This window comes from Lentzea jiangxiensis, assembly GCF_900104175.1.
Classification (GTDB): domain Bacteria; phylum Actinomycetota; class Actinomycetes; order Mycobacteriales; family Pseudonocardiaceae; genus Lentzea; species Lentzea jiangxiensis.
Map to the genome: position 1 here is coordinate 32,801 of NZ_FNIX01000020.1, position 17,677 is coordinate 50,477.

The window sequence follows — 17,677 nt, forward strand, 5'->3', positions numbered from 1 at the left end:
CGGACCGCCTGGTCCGTTCGGGCGGCGTGGGGGCTGCTGCTGTGGGAAACCACCGGGCGGCGTGCCACCCTGGGGAGGGCGCGCGAAACCGCCGGGCGGAGTGCCCGGTCGCGGCTGATTCGGGACATCGCGTCTCGTGCCGCCGCCGTCCGGGTCGTCCCCGGTCGGCCATTGCGGTTCGCCTCCGCGCTGCCTGTCATCATGCTGGTCGTTCACGTGAAAAGGCCTCCCAGACCGGCGTGCGTCAGCACACGGTTCGGTGGTCGTACTTCATTCGGAGCAGTGTCACCTGTAGGTCATTCCGCCGCGGTCCTCCTGCGTGGCTTTTCCAGCCCACGCTTCCCCAGGACGTATGACTGCACCAGGTGGTTCCAACTGCACGTGCGGCAAACCTCCACCACGTACACGGAGAACTCGTCGAAGAGGTTCGCCATCTTCGCCAGTTCTTCGGGTGCGCGGGCCGAGCCGGCCGCGTGCTTGAGCTCGTCGCCGTAGACCCACGAGACGTGCGTGAGCGGTTCCTTCCGGCAGACCGGGCACGGCACTTCGGTCGCCGTTCCGTGGAACTTCGCAGCTCGCAGCAGGTACGGGGACGCGTCGCAGACCTCCATGGTGCCCGTGCGACCGGCATAGACCTCCGCCAGCAGCGCGCGGCGCTGCAGCGAGTAGTCCACCACCTGTCGTTGGGTCAACACGAGACAAGAGTACGTGCCGACCGCTTTGGCCATATGGGCCGTTCAGGGCAGCGGACCAGGACGCGGTATCACGGTGTGCCACATCCCACAGTTGAGAGGACCCACCGATGTATCGCATCGATATAATCGCCTCACCTATCGGTGCAGGCGCGAGGAGGTGACTCGTGTTCGAGTTCGCGCTGCTCGGCCTGCTGCACGAGGCGCCCATGCACGGCTATGAGCTGCGCAAGCGCTTGCATGACCTGCTCGGAGCGTTTCGAGCGTTCTCGTACGGATCGCTGTACCCAACGTTGCGGCGACTCCAGCGTGCGGGCCTGATCGTGGAGGAGGGGCCGGAGGAGTCGGCTCTTTCTTGGGGACGCCGGGCGCGCAAGGTCTACAAGCTGACTCACGAGGGCAAGGAGCGGTTCGCCGAACTCCTGGTCAACGCGGGTCCGCAGACCTGGGACGACGACTCGTTCGGAGTCCACCTGGCGTTCTTCTCACGCACGCCGGCCGACGTCAGGATGCGCATCCTGGAGGGCCGCCGGCGGTGTGTCGAAGAACGCAGGGAGGGGCTCCGCGAGCGGCTCACGCGCACGGGTGAGCAGATCGACCGCTACACGCGTGAGCTGCACAGGCAGGGCCTGGAGAGCACGGAGCGCGAGGTGCGGTGGCTCAACGAGCTCATCGCGCACGAGAAGCACGAACTGTCCGAGCAGGACGAGTAGGACATCAAAGTTGATCAAGGAGGACTCGGCAATGGGCGAAAACCGCCGCACCGTTCGAGTGGCCATCGTCGGGGTTGGCAACTGCGCGGCGTCGCTGGTGCAGGGCGTCCACTACTACCGTGACGCCGACCCGAGCACCCGCGTGCCCGGTCTGATGCACGTGCAGTTCGGTGACTACCACGTGCGCGACGTCGAGTTCGTCGCAGCGTTCGACGTGGACGCGAAGAAGGTCGGTGTCGACCTCTCCGAGGCGATCTCGGCCAGCGAGAACAACACCATCAAGATCGCGGACGTGCCACCTCTCGGCGTCGTCGTCCAGCGCGGGCACACCTACGACGGGCTCGGCCGGTTCTACCGCGAGACGATCGAGGAGTCGGACTTCGAGCCGGTGGACGTCGTCGCGGCGCTGCGCGAGGCCGAGGTCGACGTGCTCGTCTCGTACCTGCCGGTGGGGTCGGAGGAAGCGGACCGCTTCTACGCCCAGTGCGCCATCGACGCCGGTGTGGCGTTCGTCAACGCCCTGCCCGTCTTCATCGCCTCGGACCCGGAGTGGGCGGAGAAGTTCCGCGCCGCCGGCGTCCCGATCGTCGGTGACGACATCAAGTCCCAGGTGGGCGCCACCATCACGCACCGCGTGCTGGCGAAGCTCTTCGAGGACCGCGGCGTCCAGCTCGACCGCACCATGCAGCTGAACGTCGGCGGCAACATGGACTTCCTGAACATGAAGGAACTGGAGCGCCTGGAGTCCAAGAAGGTCTCCAAGACCCAGGCCGTCACGTCCCAGGTGGACCGCGAGATGGGCAAGCGCAACGTCCACATCGGCCCGTCGGACTACGTGGCGTGGCTCGACGACCGCAAGTGGGCCTACGTGCGACTCGAGGGTCGCGCGTTCGGCGACGTGCCGCTGAACCTCGAGTACAAGCTCGAGGTCTGGGACTCCCCGAACTCGGCGGGCATCATCATCGACGCGGTCCGCGCGGCGAAGATCGCCCTCGACCGGGGCATCGGCGGCCCGATCCTCTCGGCGTCGTCGTACTTCATGAAGTCCCCGCCCGTGCAGTACTCGGACTCCGAGGCGCACGAGGCCGTCGAGGCGTTCATCCGCGGCGAAGCCTGATCTGCGAGGGGCCGCCTTCCCGGGCGGCCCCTCCTCTCAGCGCTTCGAGAGCCTGAGCTTCTGCCAGCTGCCGTCCGCGGTCCACCCGCCGTCGACCGGCAGTGCGACACCGTTGACGTACTTCGAGTTGTCGCTCGCCAGGAACCGCACGGCCTGCGCGATGTCGTCCGGCGCCGCGAACCTCCCCGCCGGCACGTGGTCGGTGATGTCGTCGTCCACGTAGTATCCGCCGGCCTGCGACTCGACGTCCATCTCGGTCTTGACCCAGCCGGGGCACACGGCGTTGACCCTGATCCCCCGCCCGCCCCACTCGACGGCGAGCGTGCGCGTCAACCCGATCAACCCGTGCTTGGTCGTGTTGTAGGCGGCCCGGTCCGCCACCCCCTGCAACCCGGCGACGGACGCGATGTTGACGACGCTGCCGCTGCGCTGCTCGAGCATCACCCTGCCCAGCGCCTGCGTGAGCAGGAACGGCCCGGTCAGGTTGACCGCCATGATCCGCTCCCACTGCTCGAGGCTGGTGTCCTCGAACGGCACGATGCCCGCGATCCCGGCGTTGTTGACCAGCACGTCGACCCGTTGATGGGTGTCCAGGACGTGTTCGGTCAGGCGCTGGACGTCTGCGGCGCTCGCCACGTTGCCGACGATCCCGCCCTCGCTCTCCCGCAGGTCGAAGCCGACGACGGCGTACCCGTCCTCGCGCAGCACCTCGGCGATGCGCAGACCCATGCCCTGCGCGGTGCCGGTGACCACAGCAACTCGTTGCGTCATGGACACCACGCTATGGACAGACGGCGCTCCGCGGGAGGCACCCGCGCGTGGTTCTGGTGCTCAGCACCAGACCTGCTGGCAGAGGCAGCAGGAGATGCGTCACGCCAGCGCGTCCGGCAACTCCGAGATCGACCCCAGCACCCGCACCTGCTCCAGCACCTCCGCGGCGGGCGGGAAGTGCGGGTTCGGCACCGCGAGCACGGTCATCTCCGCGGCCAGCGCCGCCTTCAACCCGTTCGTCGAGTCCTCGACCGCGTAACAAGACGCGGCGGGCACCCCGAGCCGAGAAGCCGCCAACAGGTACACGTCCGGCGAGGGCTTCCCGGCAGCGCACTCCTCCGAAGACACGGCCACGGGCACCGGCAGCCCGGTCACGTCGAGGAAGACCCTGATCAGCACAGCGGGCGCCGAGGAAGCGATCGCCACCGGAAACCGCGAGGCCACCGCGCGAACAGCCTCGACGGCACCGGGAATCACCGGCAGGTGGGCCGCGTAGGCCTTCTCCATCTCGGCGATCACCCCGGCGGAGGCCTCTTCGGGCTCCAGGCGCACCCCGACCGCCTCGACCAGGTACGCGCCCCACTCCGGCGTCGACATCCCCTGCATGTCACGGGTGGCGGTGTCCGTCCAGGTCCCGCCGTGCGCGGCGGCGAACGACTGGCGCACCTCGTCCCACACCTGCTCGGAGTCGATCAGCACGCCGTCGAGGTCGAAGATCACCGCATCCACACCGGAACCGTACCCTGTGGCCCGCGATGCTTCGCTTTGCTAATCAAAATCTGTCAGCTCAGTCCAGGCAGGTGTGGACCACGGCCTCCGCCGCAGTTGTCGCCTTCACCGGGATCGGTGAACAACTTGTGGGTTAACAAAGCATGAACGGACGCCTACGGTCGGGTGCGGTTCCCCAGCCGACCGTAGGAGGCCCCCACCATGATCCCTCTGCCTCTCGTCAACCACCGCGTCGGCAGAGCAGCGGTGACGTGCGAGTACCGCTGCGGGGACGCGTGCTTCCACGACGTCCCGAACACCTCCGACAACCCCTACTTCGGCGACCTGGTCAGCCGCCGCACCGCCCTCAAGGCCGGTGCCGTGGTGGCGGCCACCGCGGCGGCCGCCCTGCCCGCGACCGCCGCCGCGGCCCCCGCGCAGGCGCAGGGCCACCGCCCGCCGAAGGGGCTCGACTTCACGCCCGTCGAGGTCAACACCCTGGACGAGGTCGTCGTCCCCGAGGGGTACGAACAAGGGATCGTGATCCGCTGGGGCGACCCGCTGTTCCCCGGCGTCCCCGAGTTCGACTTCGACGACCAGACCGCCGCCAAGCAGGAGAAGCAGTTCGGCTTCAACTGCGACTTCGCCGCGATCCTGCCGCTGGACCCGCTGGAGCTGAGCGGGATCATGGTCACCAACCACGAGTACACCAGCGAGACGTTCATGTTCCGCGGGTACGACCCGAACAACCCGACCGAGGAGCAGGTGAAGATCGGCTGGGCCGCGCACGGCCTGTCCGTCTTCATGATCAAGCGGTCGCTGTTCTCCGGGCACTACCGGCCGAAGTTCAGCAAGTACAACCGCCGCATCACGCTGCACACGCCGTTCGAGGTGCGCGGTCCGGCCGCGGGCAGCGACCTGCTCAAGACCTCCGTCGACCCGACCGGCCGCAGGGTGCTCGGCACGATCAACAACTGCGCCGGCGGCGTCACGCCGTGGGGCACGATCCTGTCCGGCGAGGAGAACTTCAACCAGTACTTCGCCAACGGCGCCGGCCGCAACGACCCGCGCCTGACCCGCTACGGCGTCACCGGGAACGCGACCACCCGCAAGTGGGAGCGCTTCGACAAGCGCTGGGACCTCGCCCAGGAACCCAACGAGGTCAACAGGTTCGGCTGGGTCATCGAGCTCGACCCGCACGACCCGGACTCCACGCCGGTCAAGCACACCCACCTCGGCCGCTTCAAGCACGAGACCGCGAACATCCGCGTCGCCGACGACGGCCGCATCGTCGCCTACTCCGGTGACGACGAGCGGTTCGAGTACATCTACAAGTTCATCTCCAACGGCAAGATGAAGCGCGGCAACAGCAAGGCCGCACGCCGCCACAACATGACGCTGCTCGACGACGGCACCCTGTACGTGGGCCGGTTCAAGGGCGACAGCCCCGTGAGCGAGATCGACGGCACCGGCAAGCTGCCGAGCGACGGCAAGTTCGACGGCACCGGCGAGTGGATCCCGCTGGCGGCGGGCGACAGGTCCTTCGTGCCCGGCATGACGGCCGAAGAGGTGTACGTCTTCACGCGCATCGCGGCGGACAAGGTCGGCGCGACGAAGATGGACCGCCCCGAGGACATCCAGTGCCACCCGCGCACCGGCACGGTCTACTGCGCGCTCAGCAACAACGTCGAACGCGGTGTCACGCCCGGCAAGGAGGGCGCGACCGAGCCGAACCCGCGGGTCAACAACCGCCACGGCCAGGTGCTGGAGATCACCGAGCGGCGGGGCGACGCGCTCGCGCTCACGTTCAACTGGGGCCTGTTCCTCGTCTGCGGCTTCCCCGACGACCCGGGCACCTACTTCGGCGGCTACGACAAGTCGCAGGTCAGCCCGATCTCCAGTCCGGACAACGTGGCGTTCGACCGGCACGGCAACCTGTGGATCTCCACGGACGCGGACGGCAAGCTTGGCGGGCTCAACGACGGCCTCTACGGCGTGCCGCTCGAAGGGCCGGAACGCGGTCACCTCAAGCTGTTCCTCACCGTGCCGCGCGGCGGTGAGACGTGCGGGCCGGTGATCGGCGAGCGGGTGATCACCGTGTGCGTGCAGCACCCCGGCGAGGTGGACGGCGCGAGCGCGGACAAGCCCGTGTCGAACTGGCCGGACCGCGGCACCAGCAGGCCCCGCCCGTCGGTCGTCGCCGTGTGGCGCAAGGGCCACCGTCAGCTGGGTGAGATCGGTTGATCACCCTGCGTGCCGTGGTCGTGCGGGTGTAGGACGAGTTCGCCTGCCGTTCACCTTCCGGACGGCAGGCGATCTCGTTCGGCTCTTAGGTTCGGCCAGTTCCCACACTGACCGATCTCGGAGGCCTGCGTGTCCTCACCCACCGATCGGGGCCGCCGCCTGCTGCCCCTGCTCCCGACGAACCACCCGCTCGGGCGTCAGGCGGTCACCTGCGAGTTCCGCTGCGGCAACGCCTGTGCGCACGACGCGCCCAACACCTCGCGCAACGCGTACTTCGGTGACGTCGTCAAGGAGGTCGTGAGCCGTCGCGGCATGCTGAAGGCCGGTGCCGTCGTCGCGGCCGCCGGTGCCGGTGCGCTCGCGTTCTCCGGTTCCGCTGCCGCCGCCCCGGCGCACGCCGACGCCGAGGCCCTCGGTCGCGGCGGCCACGGCAAGGACGGTCTGAACTTCGAGCCGGTGGCGCCCAACACCCTCGACCAGATCTCCGTGCCGAAGGGTTTCCGGCAGGACGTCGTCATCCGCTGGGGTGACGCGGTGCTGCCCGACGCGCCGAAGTTCGACTTCGACAACCAGACGCCCGAGGCGCAGGCCAAGCAGTTCGGCTTCAACAACGACTTCTGCGGCCTCGTCCCGGTGCCCGGCGCCTGGGACAGCTGGCTCATGGTGAGCAACCACGAGTACACGTCCGAGACGTTCATGTTCAAGGACTGGGCGCCGGACAAGATCACGGAGAAGCACGCCAAGATCGCGTGGGCCGCGCACGGCATGTCGGTCGTGATGGTCGACCGCGACCACCGCACCGGCAAGCTCGTCGTCTGCAAGGACGACATGAAGAAGTACAACCGCCGGATCACGCTCACCACGCCGTTCGAGATGCGTGGTCCCGCAGCCGGATCGAAGTACCTCAAGACCTCCGTCGACCCGACGGGCCGCAAGGTCCTGGGCACGCAGAACAACTGCGCCGGCGGCGTCACGCCGTGGGGCACGATCCTGTCCGGCGAGGAGAACTTCAACCAGTACTTCGCCAACGGCGGTCAGGTCGCCGACCCGGACACGAAGGCCAAGCTCGCCCGCTACGGCATCAGCGGCGGCGCGTCGACGCGCCAGTGGGAGCGCTTCGACAAGCGCTTCGACCTGGCCCAGGAGCCCAACGAGGCCAACCGCTTCGGCTGGATCGTCGAGATCGACCCGCTCGACCCGAAGTCGACGCCGGTCAAGCACACCGCGCTCGGCCGCTTCAAGCACGAGGGCGCGAACGTCATCGTCGCCGAGGACGGCCGCGTCGTCGCGTACATGGGTGACGACGAGCGCTTCGACTACATGTACAAGTTCGTCACCGACGAGCGCTACATGAAGGGCAACTCGAAGCGCGCCCGCGAGCACAACAAGCAGCTGCTGGACAAGGGAACGCTCTACGTCGCCAAGTTCACCGGTGACAGCCCGGCCGCCGAGATCGACGGCACCGGCAAGCTGCCCGCGGACGGCGAGTTCGACGGTTCGGGCGAGTGGATCGCGCTGGCGCACAACGACAGGTCGTTCGTGCCGGGCTTCACCGCCGAGGAAGTCTACATCTTCACGCGCCTGGCCGCCGACAAGGTGGGCGCCACCAAGATGGACCGCCCGGAGGACGTCGAGCCCTCGACGCACAACCGCCGGATCTACGCCGCGCTCACCAACAACACCGACCGCGGCAAGGTGGGCAAGGAAGGCCCGACCGAGGTCAACCCGCGCAACGGCAACAAGCACGGCCACGTCCTGGAGATCGAGGAGCGCCGCAGCGACAACACGGCGCTGACGTTCTCGTGGAAGCTGCTGCTGGTCTGCGGTGACCCGAAGGACCCCGGCACGTACTTCGGCGGCTACGACAAGTCGCAGGTCAGCCCGATCTCGTGCCCGGACAACGTCGCGTTCGACACGCACGGCAACCTGTGGATCTCCACCGACGGCAACGCGCTGGGCTCCAACGACGGCCTGTTCGCGGTGCCGGTCTCCGGCAGGCGCCGCGGTCAGGTCAAGCAGTTCCTGACGGTGCCGAAGGGTGCGGAGACCTGCGGCCCGGTCATCACCGAGGACTTCGTGCTGGTGTCGGTGCAGCACCCTGGTGAGGTCGACGGCGCCTCGGCCAACAACCCGCTGTCGCACTGGCCGGACGGCGGCACCTCGCAGCCGCGTCCGTCGGTCGCGGTGGTGTGGCGCGAGGACCGCCGCAAGATCTGCGACTGATCATCTCTGTGGTCCGGCTCACGCACGCCCGGTGAACCGGTGCAGCCGCTCCTCCGTGTGAGGGGTGGCTGCACCGCGGACAGCCAAGGGAACGTCCACATTGGCTGTCTACTTTGGAGTGATCGTGCGTCGTGCTGGTCTTTTCGTTGGTACTGCTGCTCTTCTGGGTCTTGCTGCGTGCGGCACCTCCACCGCCGGCATCGCGACGCCCAGCCCCGTCGCCCAGGCGGAGCAGGCGCCGGTCGCCGTCGCCGCGGCCGTCCAGGTCCCTGCCGGGCAGGAGCTGGTCGGTGGGTACCGGGCCACGGGCGTCCAGACCTACTCGTGCACCGGCAACGCGTGGAAGGGCCTGGAACCCACCGCGACGTTGACGGACAGGAACGGCAAGCCGATCATCATCCACTCCCGCGGCCCCGTCTGGATCTCCACCGAGGACGGCAGCGCGGTCGAGGCCGCTCCCGTCGACGGCGCCAAGAACGACGTCGAGGGCGCCGTCCCCGAACTCCTGCTCAAGACCAGGACCGCACGGGGCGACGGCCTGTTCGGCAAGGTCACCTACGTGCAGCGCCTCGAGACCGAGGGCGGCGTGGCGCCGTCCGGTGGGTGCAAGGCCGGCGCGCAGACGTCCGTGCCCTACAAGGCGCTCTACACCTTCTTCAAGTCCGCCGGCTGAGACGGAACTGAACCGGTCCGCTGACTCTCCCGTAGGCCCGGACGTGATGAAACGCGCAGGCTTGGTCCTGGTCTCGTCCACTCTCCTGGGCATCCTGGCGGGAGGCGTCGGCTCCACCGCCGCGCCGACGCCGGCTGCCGTGAGCGAAGCCGCCGCGAGGGTGGCACCCGCGGTCCAGGTTCCGCCCGGCAACAAGGTCGTCGAGAAGTTCTACGCCAAGGGCGTGCAGACCTACACCTGCACGGCGGGGGCGTGGAAGGGCCTCGAACCCGCCGCCACCCTGGCCGACCGGCTCGGCAGGGCGGTCGGACTGCACTCGCGCGGTCCGATCTGGGTCTCCACCGTCGACGGCAGCGCGGTCGAGGCGGCACCGGTCGACGGCGCCCGCAACGAGGTCGCCGGAGCCGTTCCGGAGCTCCTGCTGAAGACGAAGTCCACCAGGGGCTCCGGGGTGTTCGCCGGGGTCACCTACGTGCAGCGCCTCAACACCAGGGGCGGTCTCGCGCCGACCGGCGGCTGCACCGAGGGCGCCCAGACCTCCGTCCGCTACGAGGCGCTCTACACCTTCTCCGCTCCCGCTCTCTGAACGAGCGCGACGACCGCTGCCGCGACCATCGTGACGCCGACGACCCAGAGGCCCGTCTTCTGGGTCCCGGTCAGGTCGCTCAGCCACCCGGTGACGTACGGAGCCGCGAAGCCGCTCACGTTGCCGAGTGAGTTGATCAACGCGATGCCCCCCGCCGCCGCCGTGCCGCCGAGAAAACTCGTGGGAAGCGCCCAGAACGTCGGCAAGGCGGCACAGACCCCGATGGCGCACACCGACACGGCCACCATCGCCGCGACGGGGTTCTCCAGGTGGAGCGCCACGGGGATCGCCGCGCCACCGAGCAGCATCGGCGCGGCGACGTGCCACTTCCGCTCCCCGGTGCGGTCGCCGTGCCTGGCCCACAGGACCATGGCGACCGCGCCGAGGACGTACGGGATCGCGTTGATCAGCCCGCGCTCGACGACGCCCGCCCCCGGCGCCAGCCCCTTGATGATCGTCGGCAGGAAGAACCCCAGCGTGTAGAGCCCGTACACGATCCCGAAGTACACGAAGCTCAGCGCCAGGACCCGCGGGTGCGTGAAGACCTTCTTCAACGGCCAGTGCTCCTCCCGCGGCTGCTCGACGGCTTCGGCGGGCTTGTCCGGCAGCCAGAACCACGTCACGAACGCCAGCGCGATCGCCGGCAGCCCCTCGACCAGGAACATCGTGCGCCAGTCGAACCACTGGATCAGCAACCCGCTGAACGTCGCCCCGAGCGCCGTCGAGATCGGCACCGCCACCATGAACAGCGCGACGATCCGCGCCCGGTCCTCCTGCGGGTACCAGTAGGTCAGGTACAGGATGATCCCGGGGAAGAACCCGGCCTCCGCGACACCGAGCAGGAACCGCAGCACGATCAGCACGGTCCCGTTGGGCACGAACGCCATGGCCGTGGCGACGATCCCCCAGCTGACCATGATCCGCGCGATCCACCTGCGAGCCCCGAACCTGTGCAGCGCGAGGTTGCTCGGCACCTCCAGCAGGAGGTAGCCGAGGAAGAACACCCCGGACGCGAACCCGAACACCGTCGCGCTGAGCCGGAGCTCCTCCGACATGCCGTTCGGCCCGGCGAACCCGATGTTGACCCGGTCCAGGTAGTTGATGAAGTAGAGCAGGCACAGGTACGGCAGGATCAACTTCTTGGGCACTACAGTTCCCCCATGAGTGATCGTCCGGTCGCCCTCGTCACCGGGGCATCCAGCGGAATCGGCGCGGCCATCGCCCGCAGTCTGGCCCCGACCCACGACCTCCTGCTAGGCGGACGTGACGAATCGTCGCTCTCCGTGCTCGCCGCCGAGCTCCCGGGGGCGCAGGCGTGGCCGTTCGACCTGGCGAACGTGGCCTCGGCGGACCTCACCGCCGTCTCCCGTCTGGACGTCGTCGTGCACAGCGCCGGCATCGCCCTGCTGGGACCGCTGTCGGAGGCGACGCAGGCCGACTGGCGCCAGACCTTCGACGTCAACGTATTCGCCGTGGCCGAGCTGACCAACCTGGTCCTGCCCCAGCTCCGCGCGGCGGGCGGCCACGTGGTGCTGATCAACTCGGGCGCCGGCCTGAACGCGAACCCGGGCTGGGGCGTCTACGCGGCCTCGAAGTTCGCCCTGCGCGCCTACGCCGACGCCCTCCGCGGCGACGAGCCGGCCCTGCGGGTCACCACGGTCTACCCCGGTCGCACCGCCACGCCGATGCAGGAGTCGGTGCGCCGCCAGGAAGGCGGCGAGTACGACCCGTCGAAGTACATCGACCCGGCCTCGGTGGGGCGGGCGGTGGCGTCGGCCGTGCTGGCGACGCCCGACGCCCACATCACCGAGATCAACGTGCGGTCGCGCCCGCACTGACAGTTGTCCACAGGTCCATCAACAGCCTGTGGTCAACTACTGACGGACGGTAAGATCAAAACTGGGGGAACCCGGCGCGCACCTGCTGCTGCGCGCCGCTCTCGGCTCCGAGGCACCACTATCTACTCCGAGGCGCCGCTCTCGGCCCGTGGGCAACCCACGGCGTCATGACCCTTGACGGGTGGCCGGGATCGACGCGGGCTGTGGGGGCCTGAACCCCGGAACGCCGCCGCGGCCGGGTCCCGCACAGCAGCAGCCGGTCCGCAGCCCACCGCCGCGGACCGGAAACGCGCCGCGGATCAGGCGGACCGCAACCGCGCGGCCACCGCCGAAACCGCCGCCTGGGCCTCTCCCCGGTCCACCCGGGTCGACTCCCCGCCGGCCACGACGTGGTCCCCGGCCACCCACACGTCGGTGACCCTCCGGGACCCGGACCCCCACACCAGGTTCGCCAGCAGCTGCGAGTCCGGCGCGTCCAGCCCGGTGGCGAAAGCGGGGTCGTCGGCGGCGATGTGCACGACGTCGCCCCACCGCCCGGCCTCCAGCGCGCCGATGTCGGACCGCCCCAGCGCGGCCGCCCCGCCGCGGGTCGCCATCAGCAGCGCCCGGGCGGCGCCGAGCACGGTGGCGTCCATTGTGGACACGCGGGCGAGCAGCCCGGCCAGCCGCGCCTCCTCGAACAGGTCCAGGTCGTCGTTGGACGCGGGTCCGTCGGTCCCCAGGCCGACCGGCACGCCGGCCGCCAGCATCTCCGGCACCCGCGCGATGCCGGAGGCGAGCTTCGCGTTCGACCCCGGGCAGTGCGCCACGCCGACGCCGAACGACGCGTAGAGGGCGATGTCGTCGTCGGACAGGTGGACGGAGTGCGCGGACAGCACCCGTCCGCCCAGCACGTCGGACGCCTTCAGCAGCGCCGGCACGGAGCCGTACTCGGCGCGGACGGCCTCGTCCTCGAACGGCGACTCCGCCACGTGCACCATGAACAGCGCCCCGCGCGCACGGGCCTCGACGGCGATGGCCGAGAGCTGGGCGGCCGACAGGGTGTAGGCGGAGTGGGGGCCGTAGGCCAGTTCGACGCGCTCGCCGGGGCCGAAGCGCAGTCCGTCCGAGTCGATCCACGACGAGATGTCGTCGGTCAGCGACTGCCACGACATGCCCGGCACGTCCAGGATCGCGCCGCCGAACACCACGCGCGAGCCCGCCTCCAGCACCGAGGACACCAGCTCGGGGCCGTGGAAGTACATCTCGGCGGACGTGGTCACGCCGTGCCGCAGCATCTCGACGGCGCCCAGCAGCATGCCGGTGCCGACGTCCTGGGCCGTCATCCGCCCCTCGTTCGGCCAGATCTCCTCCTGCAGCCACCGCAGCAGCGGCAGGTCGGAGCCGAGGCCGCGCAGCACGGTCATCGGGCTGTGCGCGTGGGTGTTCACGAGACCGGGCAGGAGGATGCCGGTGAGCGAGCGGACCTCGCCGTCGAACGCGGGTGCCGAGGAGATCGGGCCGACGTGGGTGATGCGGCCGTCGACGATGTCCACGACCGCGTCGCGCACCACGGTGCAGGACTCGTCGCAGGGCAGGACCACCGGGGCGTGCAGACGCAGTGACATGCGGGGAATCCTGCCATTGTGATGCCAGTCACATCCATGCATACATCCGAAGGGGATGGGCATCCTCGCCCTGTCGGGTGCGGGCCGACCCCCAGGGTCCGCCCCGACCAAAAACTCTCCCCCATCCAAGGGGCCCGTTACGCGTCACGCGGCGGGCCCTTTGTGCATCCACAGGCAACCACGGGCAGGACAGGGGCGTCTCAAGATCATGTCGAAGAAGCCGTGCACGTCCAGTGGGCAGTTCCGCCGCGCGCAGAAGCCCGCCACCCCCAAGCCGCCGACCCGGCGCTGAGTTGGCATGATCACACCGCACGGGTAGCGGGCGTGATCATGCGGAGGCATCAGTGGCCGACATCGACCCTCAGAACGACGACCAGCTCACCGATCTCGAGATGACCCAGGAGTTCGAAGTCATCCGCGACGACAGCTGAGCTAGGCGATCGGCAGCTCGGCGCGGACCGTCCACCCAGTCGGTTCGCGTCGGCCTGCGGAGAAGCGGCCGCCCAGCAGGTCCACGCGCTCGCGCATGCCGACGAGCCCGTAGCCACCCGATCCCCCGACGGGAACGCCCGAGGCCACCCCGTCGTCCACCACCGCCAGGTGCAGCAGCCCGTCCCCCGAGGACAGCGACACGTCCACTGAGGACACCGCTGCCGCGTGCTTCCGGGTGTTCGTCAACGATTCCTGGACCAGTCGCAGCACCGAGCGGGCCAGTTCCTGCGGCACGGCGTCCTGCAGGTCGAACGAGAGCCGCACCGGCAGACCGGATTCCCCGGCCAGCGCGCGCACGTCGTCCATCAGCGACGAAGAAGCCGCCGGACCGGAGGACTCGCCGTCCCGCAACGTTCCCACCAGGCGGCGCATCGCCGTCAGCGCCTCGTGCCCGGACGCCTCGATCGTCGGCAGCACCTGCTCGGCCGCCGCGCGGTTCAGCTGACCCGCCCGCGCGTGCACGACGATCGACGTCACGTAGTGCGCCACCACGTCGTGCAGCTCCCGTGCCAGCGCCATCCGCTCGGAGTTCTGCGCCGCCGCGACGGACGCCGCCAGCTGCGACGCGCGTTCGTTGTCGCGGGCGCGGAAGTAGAGACCGGTGCCGATGGCCAGCACCAGCATGATGCACGCGCCGAACAGGTACGACGTCGGATCCGGATGCCACTCGCGGTACTCGCGGGCGGACACGGCCGGCCACCCCAGGACCTCCGCGCTGATCATCGCCGTCACGACGAACACGGTGCCGAGCACCGCGCGGACGTGCGAGGCCTCCCGGACGAGGACCGCGATGGTCGCCATCGCCGCGCCGGTCATCGAGACGGTGGCACCGCTGAGGAAGAAGTGCGGTTCGAACGGGACGCCGAGGAGCCGCAGGTAGAGCGCCGAGCAGGCGATCGCGAACGCCGCCGCGAGGGCCGCGTCGAACGGCTTGCGCGGAGCCAGCACCGAGATCGCGCAGACGACCAGGACGCCGGGGAGCTGCCACCAGCCGAGGTCGGTGCTGATCGCCCCGGTTTCCGCGATGACGATGCCGGTGAGCGAGAGCGCCAGCGGCCACTGGCGTTTGGCGAGCAACCGCCAGTTCATGTCCGTGCTCTCCACCCGAGCAACAGTAGGGCCGAAGGGGTGATCCCGCGTCCGACTCCGGTCTACCCGCGGGTCAGCCGGAAGGCTGAGTGGGCGACCTGCGGAAATACCCTCACGGCGGATGCCGGATCACACGCCGGTCACGGACTCTGGAGGAGCGGAAGACGAGAGACGGAGGACATCACATGTTGTCAGTTGTTTTCACCTGGGCGGCCGCGGTGGTCGGCCTGCTGGTCCTCGCGCTGATGGCGCTGTCCGGCGTGATGATCGACTCGAAGCACTAGTACCGCGACGGACCAGCGTGTGATGGGGAAGTCAGGCGCTGGTCAGGGAATGGTGCTGGCGGAGCAGCTCCGCCAGCCTGCTCGTCGGTTGGGGACGGGTCTCGTCCAACGCGGTCGTGAAGCGCGCCGGAGAACCGGTCCGTGCGCGCGCCGCGGCCGCGGCGTCCAGCCGGAACGCGGGCCGTGCGGCCGACGGGCGCTGGCGCGAACGCAGCCAGGCCAGGCGGTGCAACGCCTCCGCGTGGTGGTCCGTGATCGTGACGGCCGCCTTGTCGAACGAGTGCAGCACTGCCGCGTTCAGGTGAACCGTGGCGAAGTCCCGCCACAGCGTGCGTTCGGACGACGTGTCGAGTCCCAGCGCCTCGGCGACCTGACGCGCCACGCCGAAGGCGCCTTCCTCGGCCAGTGACCGCGTGCCGATCTCGGCGCCGACGAACCACGAGTTGAACGGCGCGGCCGGGTAGTGCACGCCGCCTATCGACAGCCTGAGGTTCGAGATGACCGGGACCGCGTGCCAGCGCAGGCCCATCTCCCCGAACCACGGCAGGGCCGGGTGCTCCAGCGGCACCTCGTGCACGACCTCGGACGGCACCGCGAACAGCCGCGGTCCCTCGTGCTGGGTCTCCACCACCAGCGGCAGCAGGTCGAACCGCGACCGCCGCGCCGGTGGACGCCACCCCATGCCCTGCACGGTCTCGGTGAACTGGGCGTACCGGCGGTCCCCCGTGCCGTCGGCGTACCCGGCGTACCGGACGAGCTGCTCGTTCCAGATCACCGGTCCCGGCGCACCGGGCGCGTCCGGCGCGAAGACCGTGACCAGCGGCCGGATCTCGCCGCCGTTCGTCGCGAGGCGCAGGTGCTCGACGCACTCGCCGGCGACGGCGGCGGCGTTGCGGTAGCCGCGCAGGTCGCGGACCTTCAGCCGGCGCCACGGCACACCCGAGGTGCACCAGCCGGAGTCGCGCAGCGCGATCCTCGCGCCGTACGCGAGCTCGTGGGTGGTGTGGCGGTAGGTTCCGGTGTCGGCGATCTCGGCGCGCACTCGGGCGATGCGGGCGGACAGCGAGCCTGCGTCGGAGTGCGCCGCGTGGAACATGCGGACGAACTCCTCCGCGACGGGGAAGACGTCGGGGGTCACGGAGCGGAACGCTAAGCCCGGAACAGCTTTACGCGTCACTGCCACTCGGGGCATTTCGGGTGATCAACACCAGCCACTCCGACGAGTGAACGCAAGACCCACGGTGGTCACTCGTTCCGCTTGAGACCTCGATCAGGTGAGGTCGTTCCGGCGGAACATCAGGTCGTGGGAGGTCCGGCCCTCGTTCACCGCGCGCTGCTCGAACTTCGTGACGGGCCGCCAGTCCGGTCGGGGCGCCCAGCCGTCGTGCACGTTCGTCAGCAGCCGCTCGCCGGAGCACACCTCGAGCATCTGCTCCGCGTAGCTCTCCCAGTCGGTCGCGAGGTGCAGCACGCCGCCGGGCTCCAGGCGCGACGCCACGAGCGACACGAACTCGGGCTGCACGAGCCGGCGCTTGTGGTGCTTCTTCTTCGGCCACGGGTCCGGGAAGAAGATCCGCACGCCGTGCAACGACGCGGGGGCGACGTGGTCGGTCAGCAGGTCGACGGCATCACCGCGCAGCACGCGCAGGTTGCCGAGCCCTCCGAGGTGCTCGGCGCGCAGCAGCAGCTGGGCGAGTCCCGGCTTGTAGACCTCGACGGCGAGGTAGTTCAGCTCGGGCGCGGCGGCCACGAGCTGGGAGGTGGTCTCGCCCATGCCGGAACCGATCTCCAGCAGCACGGGGGCGGAACGGCCGAACCACGACGTGAAGTCCAGCGGGCCCTCGGGCAGGGACTTCACGTCGTTGCCCATCTTCTCCCAGTACGTGTCCCAGGCACGTTCCTGTCCCACGGTCATGCGCTCGCCGCGCTGCACGAAGCTGACGATGGAACGGTGGTGCTCAGGCCTGGTCACGACCGGAAAGCCTAGGCGATGAGCTCGATGTCCTCGATTTGCGCCCGCAGGTCAGCGACCGTGAAGTCGATGGCGTGCGGGTGACCCGGTCCGCGGTGGGCGGGAACGAGGTGGACGAAGCCGCGGTGCGAGTCGGTGAACTGCACGGTCGTGGGGGTGGCGGGACCGTACACACCACTTTCGGAGGGGACGTACTCCCAGTACCCGACCTCGCCGAGGTCGACCCACGGGACGAACACCCAGCCGGGACGGGACGAGAGCAGCTCGCTCACGGCGTCCTCGACGGCATGACCTTCGGCACGGGAGCGCAGGCGCCCCCGGTCCAGCGCGCGCAGCCACCACGGCGCGGGCGCGTCCTCGACGGACCGCACCGAGCGGTACATCGCGAGCACTTCGTCCTCAGGGGCGCGGTTCACCCAGGAACGGCGCGCCTCCGCAGGGGTGAGGGCGATTTCAGCAGGGTTGGGAGCTTCGAGAGCACTGGACCACTCGAGGCCGAGCATTGCTTCCACACGGACCACTGGCCACCTCCGCAGCGGGGATAACCCAATTGAACGCGAACTCAAACGCCGGTGATGTCCAGATTGCCTGGTTTCACAGTTTGTTAACAGCTCTCTTACGCAACGTGTGACACCAGGCACGTTGCACCGTGACCTGGAAAGACGATG

At 69.4% G+C, this 17,677-nt stretch carries 16 protein-coding genes; 7 read left to right on the top strand and 9 right to left on the bottom strand.

Translation table 11 applies throughout. The features are described from left to right. Positions 1-296: 296 nt before the first annotated feature. Positions 297-695, bottom strand: a complete 399-nt coding sequence (locus tag BLQ91_RS33320) for a DUF5318 domain-containing protein (RefSeq protein ID WP_176960083.1) — start codon at positions 693-695, stop codon at positions 297-299. A 164-nt stretch (positions 696-859) separates the two neighbouring features. Between BLQ91_RS33320 and BLQ91_RS33325 the strand changes: the two genes are divergently transcribed. Further along, positions 860-1,405 (top strand): PadR family transcriptional regulator, encoded by a 546-nt coding sequence (locus tag BLQ91_RS33325; protein ID WP_090103417.1) that lies wholly within the window; start codon positions 860-862, stop codon positions 1,403-1,405. Positions 1,406-1,436: 31 nt separating this feature from the next. Then, on the top strand, positions 1,437-2,522 hold the full coding sequence (locus BLQ91_RS33330) for an inositol-3-phosphate synthase (protein WP_090103419.1): 1,086 nt from the start codon (positions 1,437-1,439) through the stop codon (positions 2,520-2,522). A gap of 36 nt (positions 2,523-2,558) precedes the next feature. Here the strand turns inward: BLQ91_RS33330 and BLQ91_RS33335 are convergent, their stop codons facing one another. Both BLQ91_RS33335 and BLQ91_RS33340 read right to left on the bottom strand, forming a co-directional pair. Beyond that, positions 2,559-3,293, bottom strand: coding sequence for an SDR family NAD(P)-dependent oxidoreductase (locus BLQ91_RS33335; protein ID WP_090103605.1), 735 nt, complete (start codon positions 3,291-3,293; stop codon positions 2,559-2,561). Between the two features lie 99 nt (positions 3,294-3,392). Beyond that, positions 3,393-4,022 (bottom strand): HAD family hydrolase, encoded by a 630-nt coding sequence (locus BLQ91_RS33340; RefSeq protein ID WP_090103421.1) that lies wholly within the window; start codon positions 4,020-4,022, stop codon positions 3,393-3,395. 201 nt (positions 4,023-4,223) lie between these two features. Here BLQ91_RS33340 and BLQ91_RS33345 point away from each other — a divergent pair, with 201 nt between their 5' ends. The 4 genes from BLQ91_RS33345 (at position 4,224) to BLQ91_RS33360 (ending at position 9,727) form a co-directional block, all read left to right on the top strand. Next, positions 4,224-6,245, top strand: a complete 2,022-nt coding sequence (locus tag BLQ91_RS33345) for a PhoX family protein (RefSeq protein ID WP_090103423.1) — start codon at positions 4,224-4,226, stop codon at positions 6,243-6,245. A gap of 129 nt (positions 6,246-6,374) precedes the next feature. After that, entirely contained in the window at positions 6,375-8,468 is a 2,094-nt protein-coding gene (locus tag BLQ91_RS33350) for a PhoX family protein (protein ID WP_090103425.1), read from the top strand. A gap of 124 nt (positions 8,469-8,592) precedes the next feature. After that, entirely contained in the window at positions 8,593-9,141 is a 549-nt protein-coding gene (locus tag BLQ91_RS33355) for a DUF3455 domain-containing protein (protein WP_245734023.1), read from the top strand. Positions 9,142-9,187: 46 nt separating this feature from the next. Then, complete coding sequence (locus BLQ91_RS33360; protein ID WP_090103612.1) at positions 9,188-9,727, top strand: DUF3455 domain-containing protein; 540 nt, start codon at positions 9,188-9,190, stop codon at positions 9,725-9,727. On the opposite strand, the gene BLQ91_RS33365 is transcribed toward BLQ91_RS33360, so the two are convergent. Next, positions 9,700-10,875: an MFS transporter gene (locus tag BLQ91_RS33365; protein WP_245734025.1), complete on the bottom strand. Its 1,176-nt coding sequence runs from the start codon at positions 10,873-10,875 to the stop codon at positions 9,700-9,702. The two genes, BLQ91_RS33360 and BLQ91_RS33365, sit on opposite strands and share 28 nt — an antisense overlap. Before the next feature lie 12 nt (positions 10,876-10,887). Here BLQ91_RS33365 and BLQ91_RS33370 point away from each other — a divergent pair, with 12 nt between their 5' ends. After that, positions 10,888-11,565 carry an SDR family oxidoreductase gene (locus tag BLQ91_RS33370; protein ID WP_090103427.1) on the top strand — a complete coding sequence of 226 codons (678 nt, stop codon included), beginning with the start codon at positions 10,888-10,890 and terminating at the stop codon, positions 11,563-11,565. A gap of 299 nt (positions 11,566-11,864) precedes the next feature. Here BLQ91_RS33370 and BLQ91_RS33375 read toward each other — a convergent pair whose 3' ends face one another. The 5 genes from BLQ91_RS33375 to BLQ91_RS33395 all read right to left on the bottom strand — a co-directional run bounded on the left by BLQ91_RS33375 (position 11,865) and on the right by BLQ91_RS33395 (position 17,425). Further along, a complete protein-coding gene (locus BLQ91_RS33375) occupies positions 11,865-13,172 on the bottom strand; it encodes an amidohydrolase family protein (protein WP_090103429.1) in 1,308 nt (435 codons plus the stop codon). 432 nt (positions 13,173-13,604) lie between these two features. Next, on the bottom strand, positions 13,605-14,768 hold the full coding sequence (locus BLQ91_RS33380; RefSeq protein WP_090103431.1) for a sensor histidine kinase: 1,164 nt from the start codon (positions 14,766-14,768) through the stop codon (positions 13,605-13,607). Positions 14,769-15,068: 300 nt separating this feature from the next. Next, positions 15,069-16,175, bottom strand: a complete 1,107-nt coding sequence (locus BLQ91_RS33385; RefSeq protein WP_245734026.1) for a nitric oxide synthase oxygenase — start codon at positions 16,173-16,175, stop codon at positions 15,069-15,071. A 132-nt stretch (positions 16,176-16,307) separates the two neighbouring features. Continuing rightward, positions 16,308-16,952: a tRNA (guanosine(46)-N7)-methyltransferase TrmB gene (trmB, locus tag BLQ91_RS33390; RefSeq protein ID WP_218130503.1), complete on the bottom strand. Its 645-nt coding sequence runs from the start codon at positions 16,950-16,952 to the stop codon at positions 16,308-16,310. A 68-nt stretch (positions 16,953-17,020) separates the two neighbouring features. Then, positions 17,021-17,425, bottom strand: coding sequence for a hypothetical protein (locus BLQ91_RS33395; protein ID WP_245734027.1), 405 nt, complete (start codon positions 17,423-17,425; stop codon positions 17,021-17,023). Positions 17,426-17,677 lie beyond the last annotated feature (252 nt).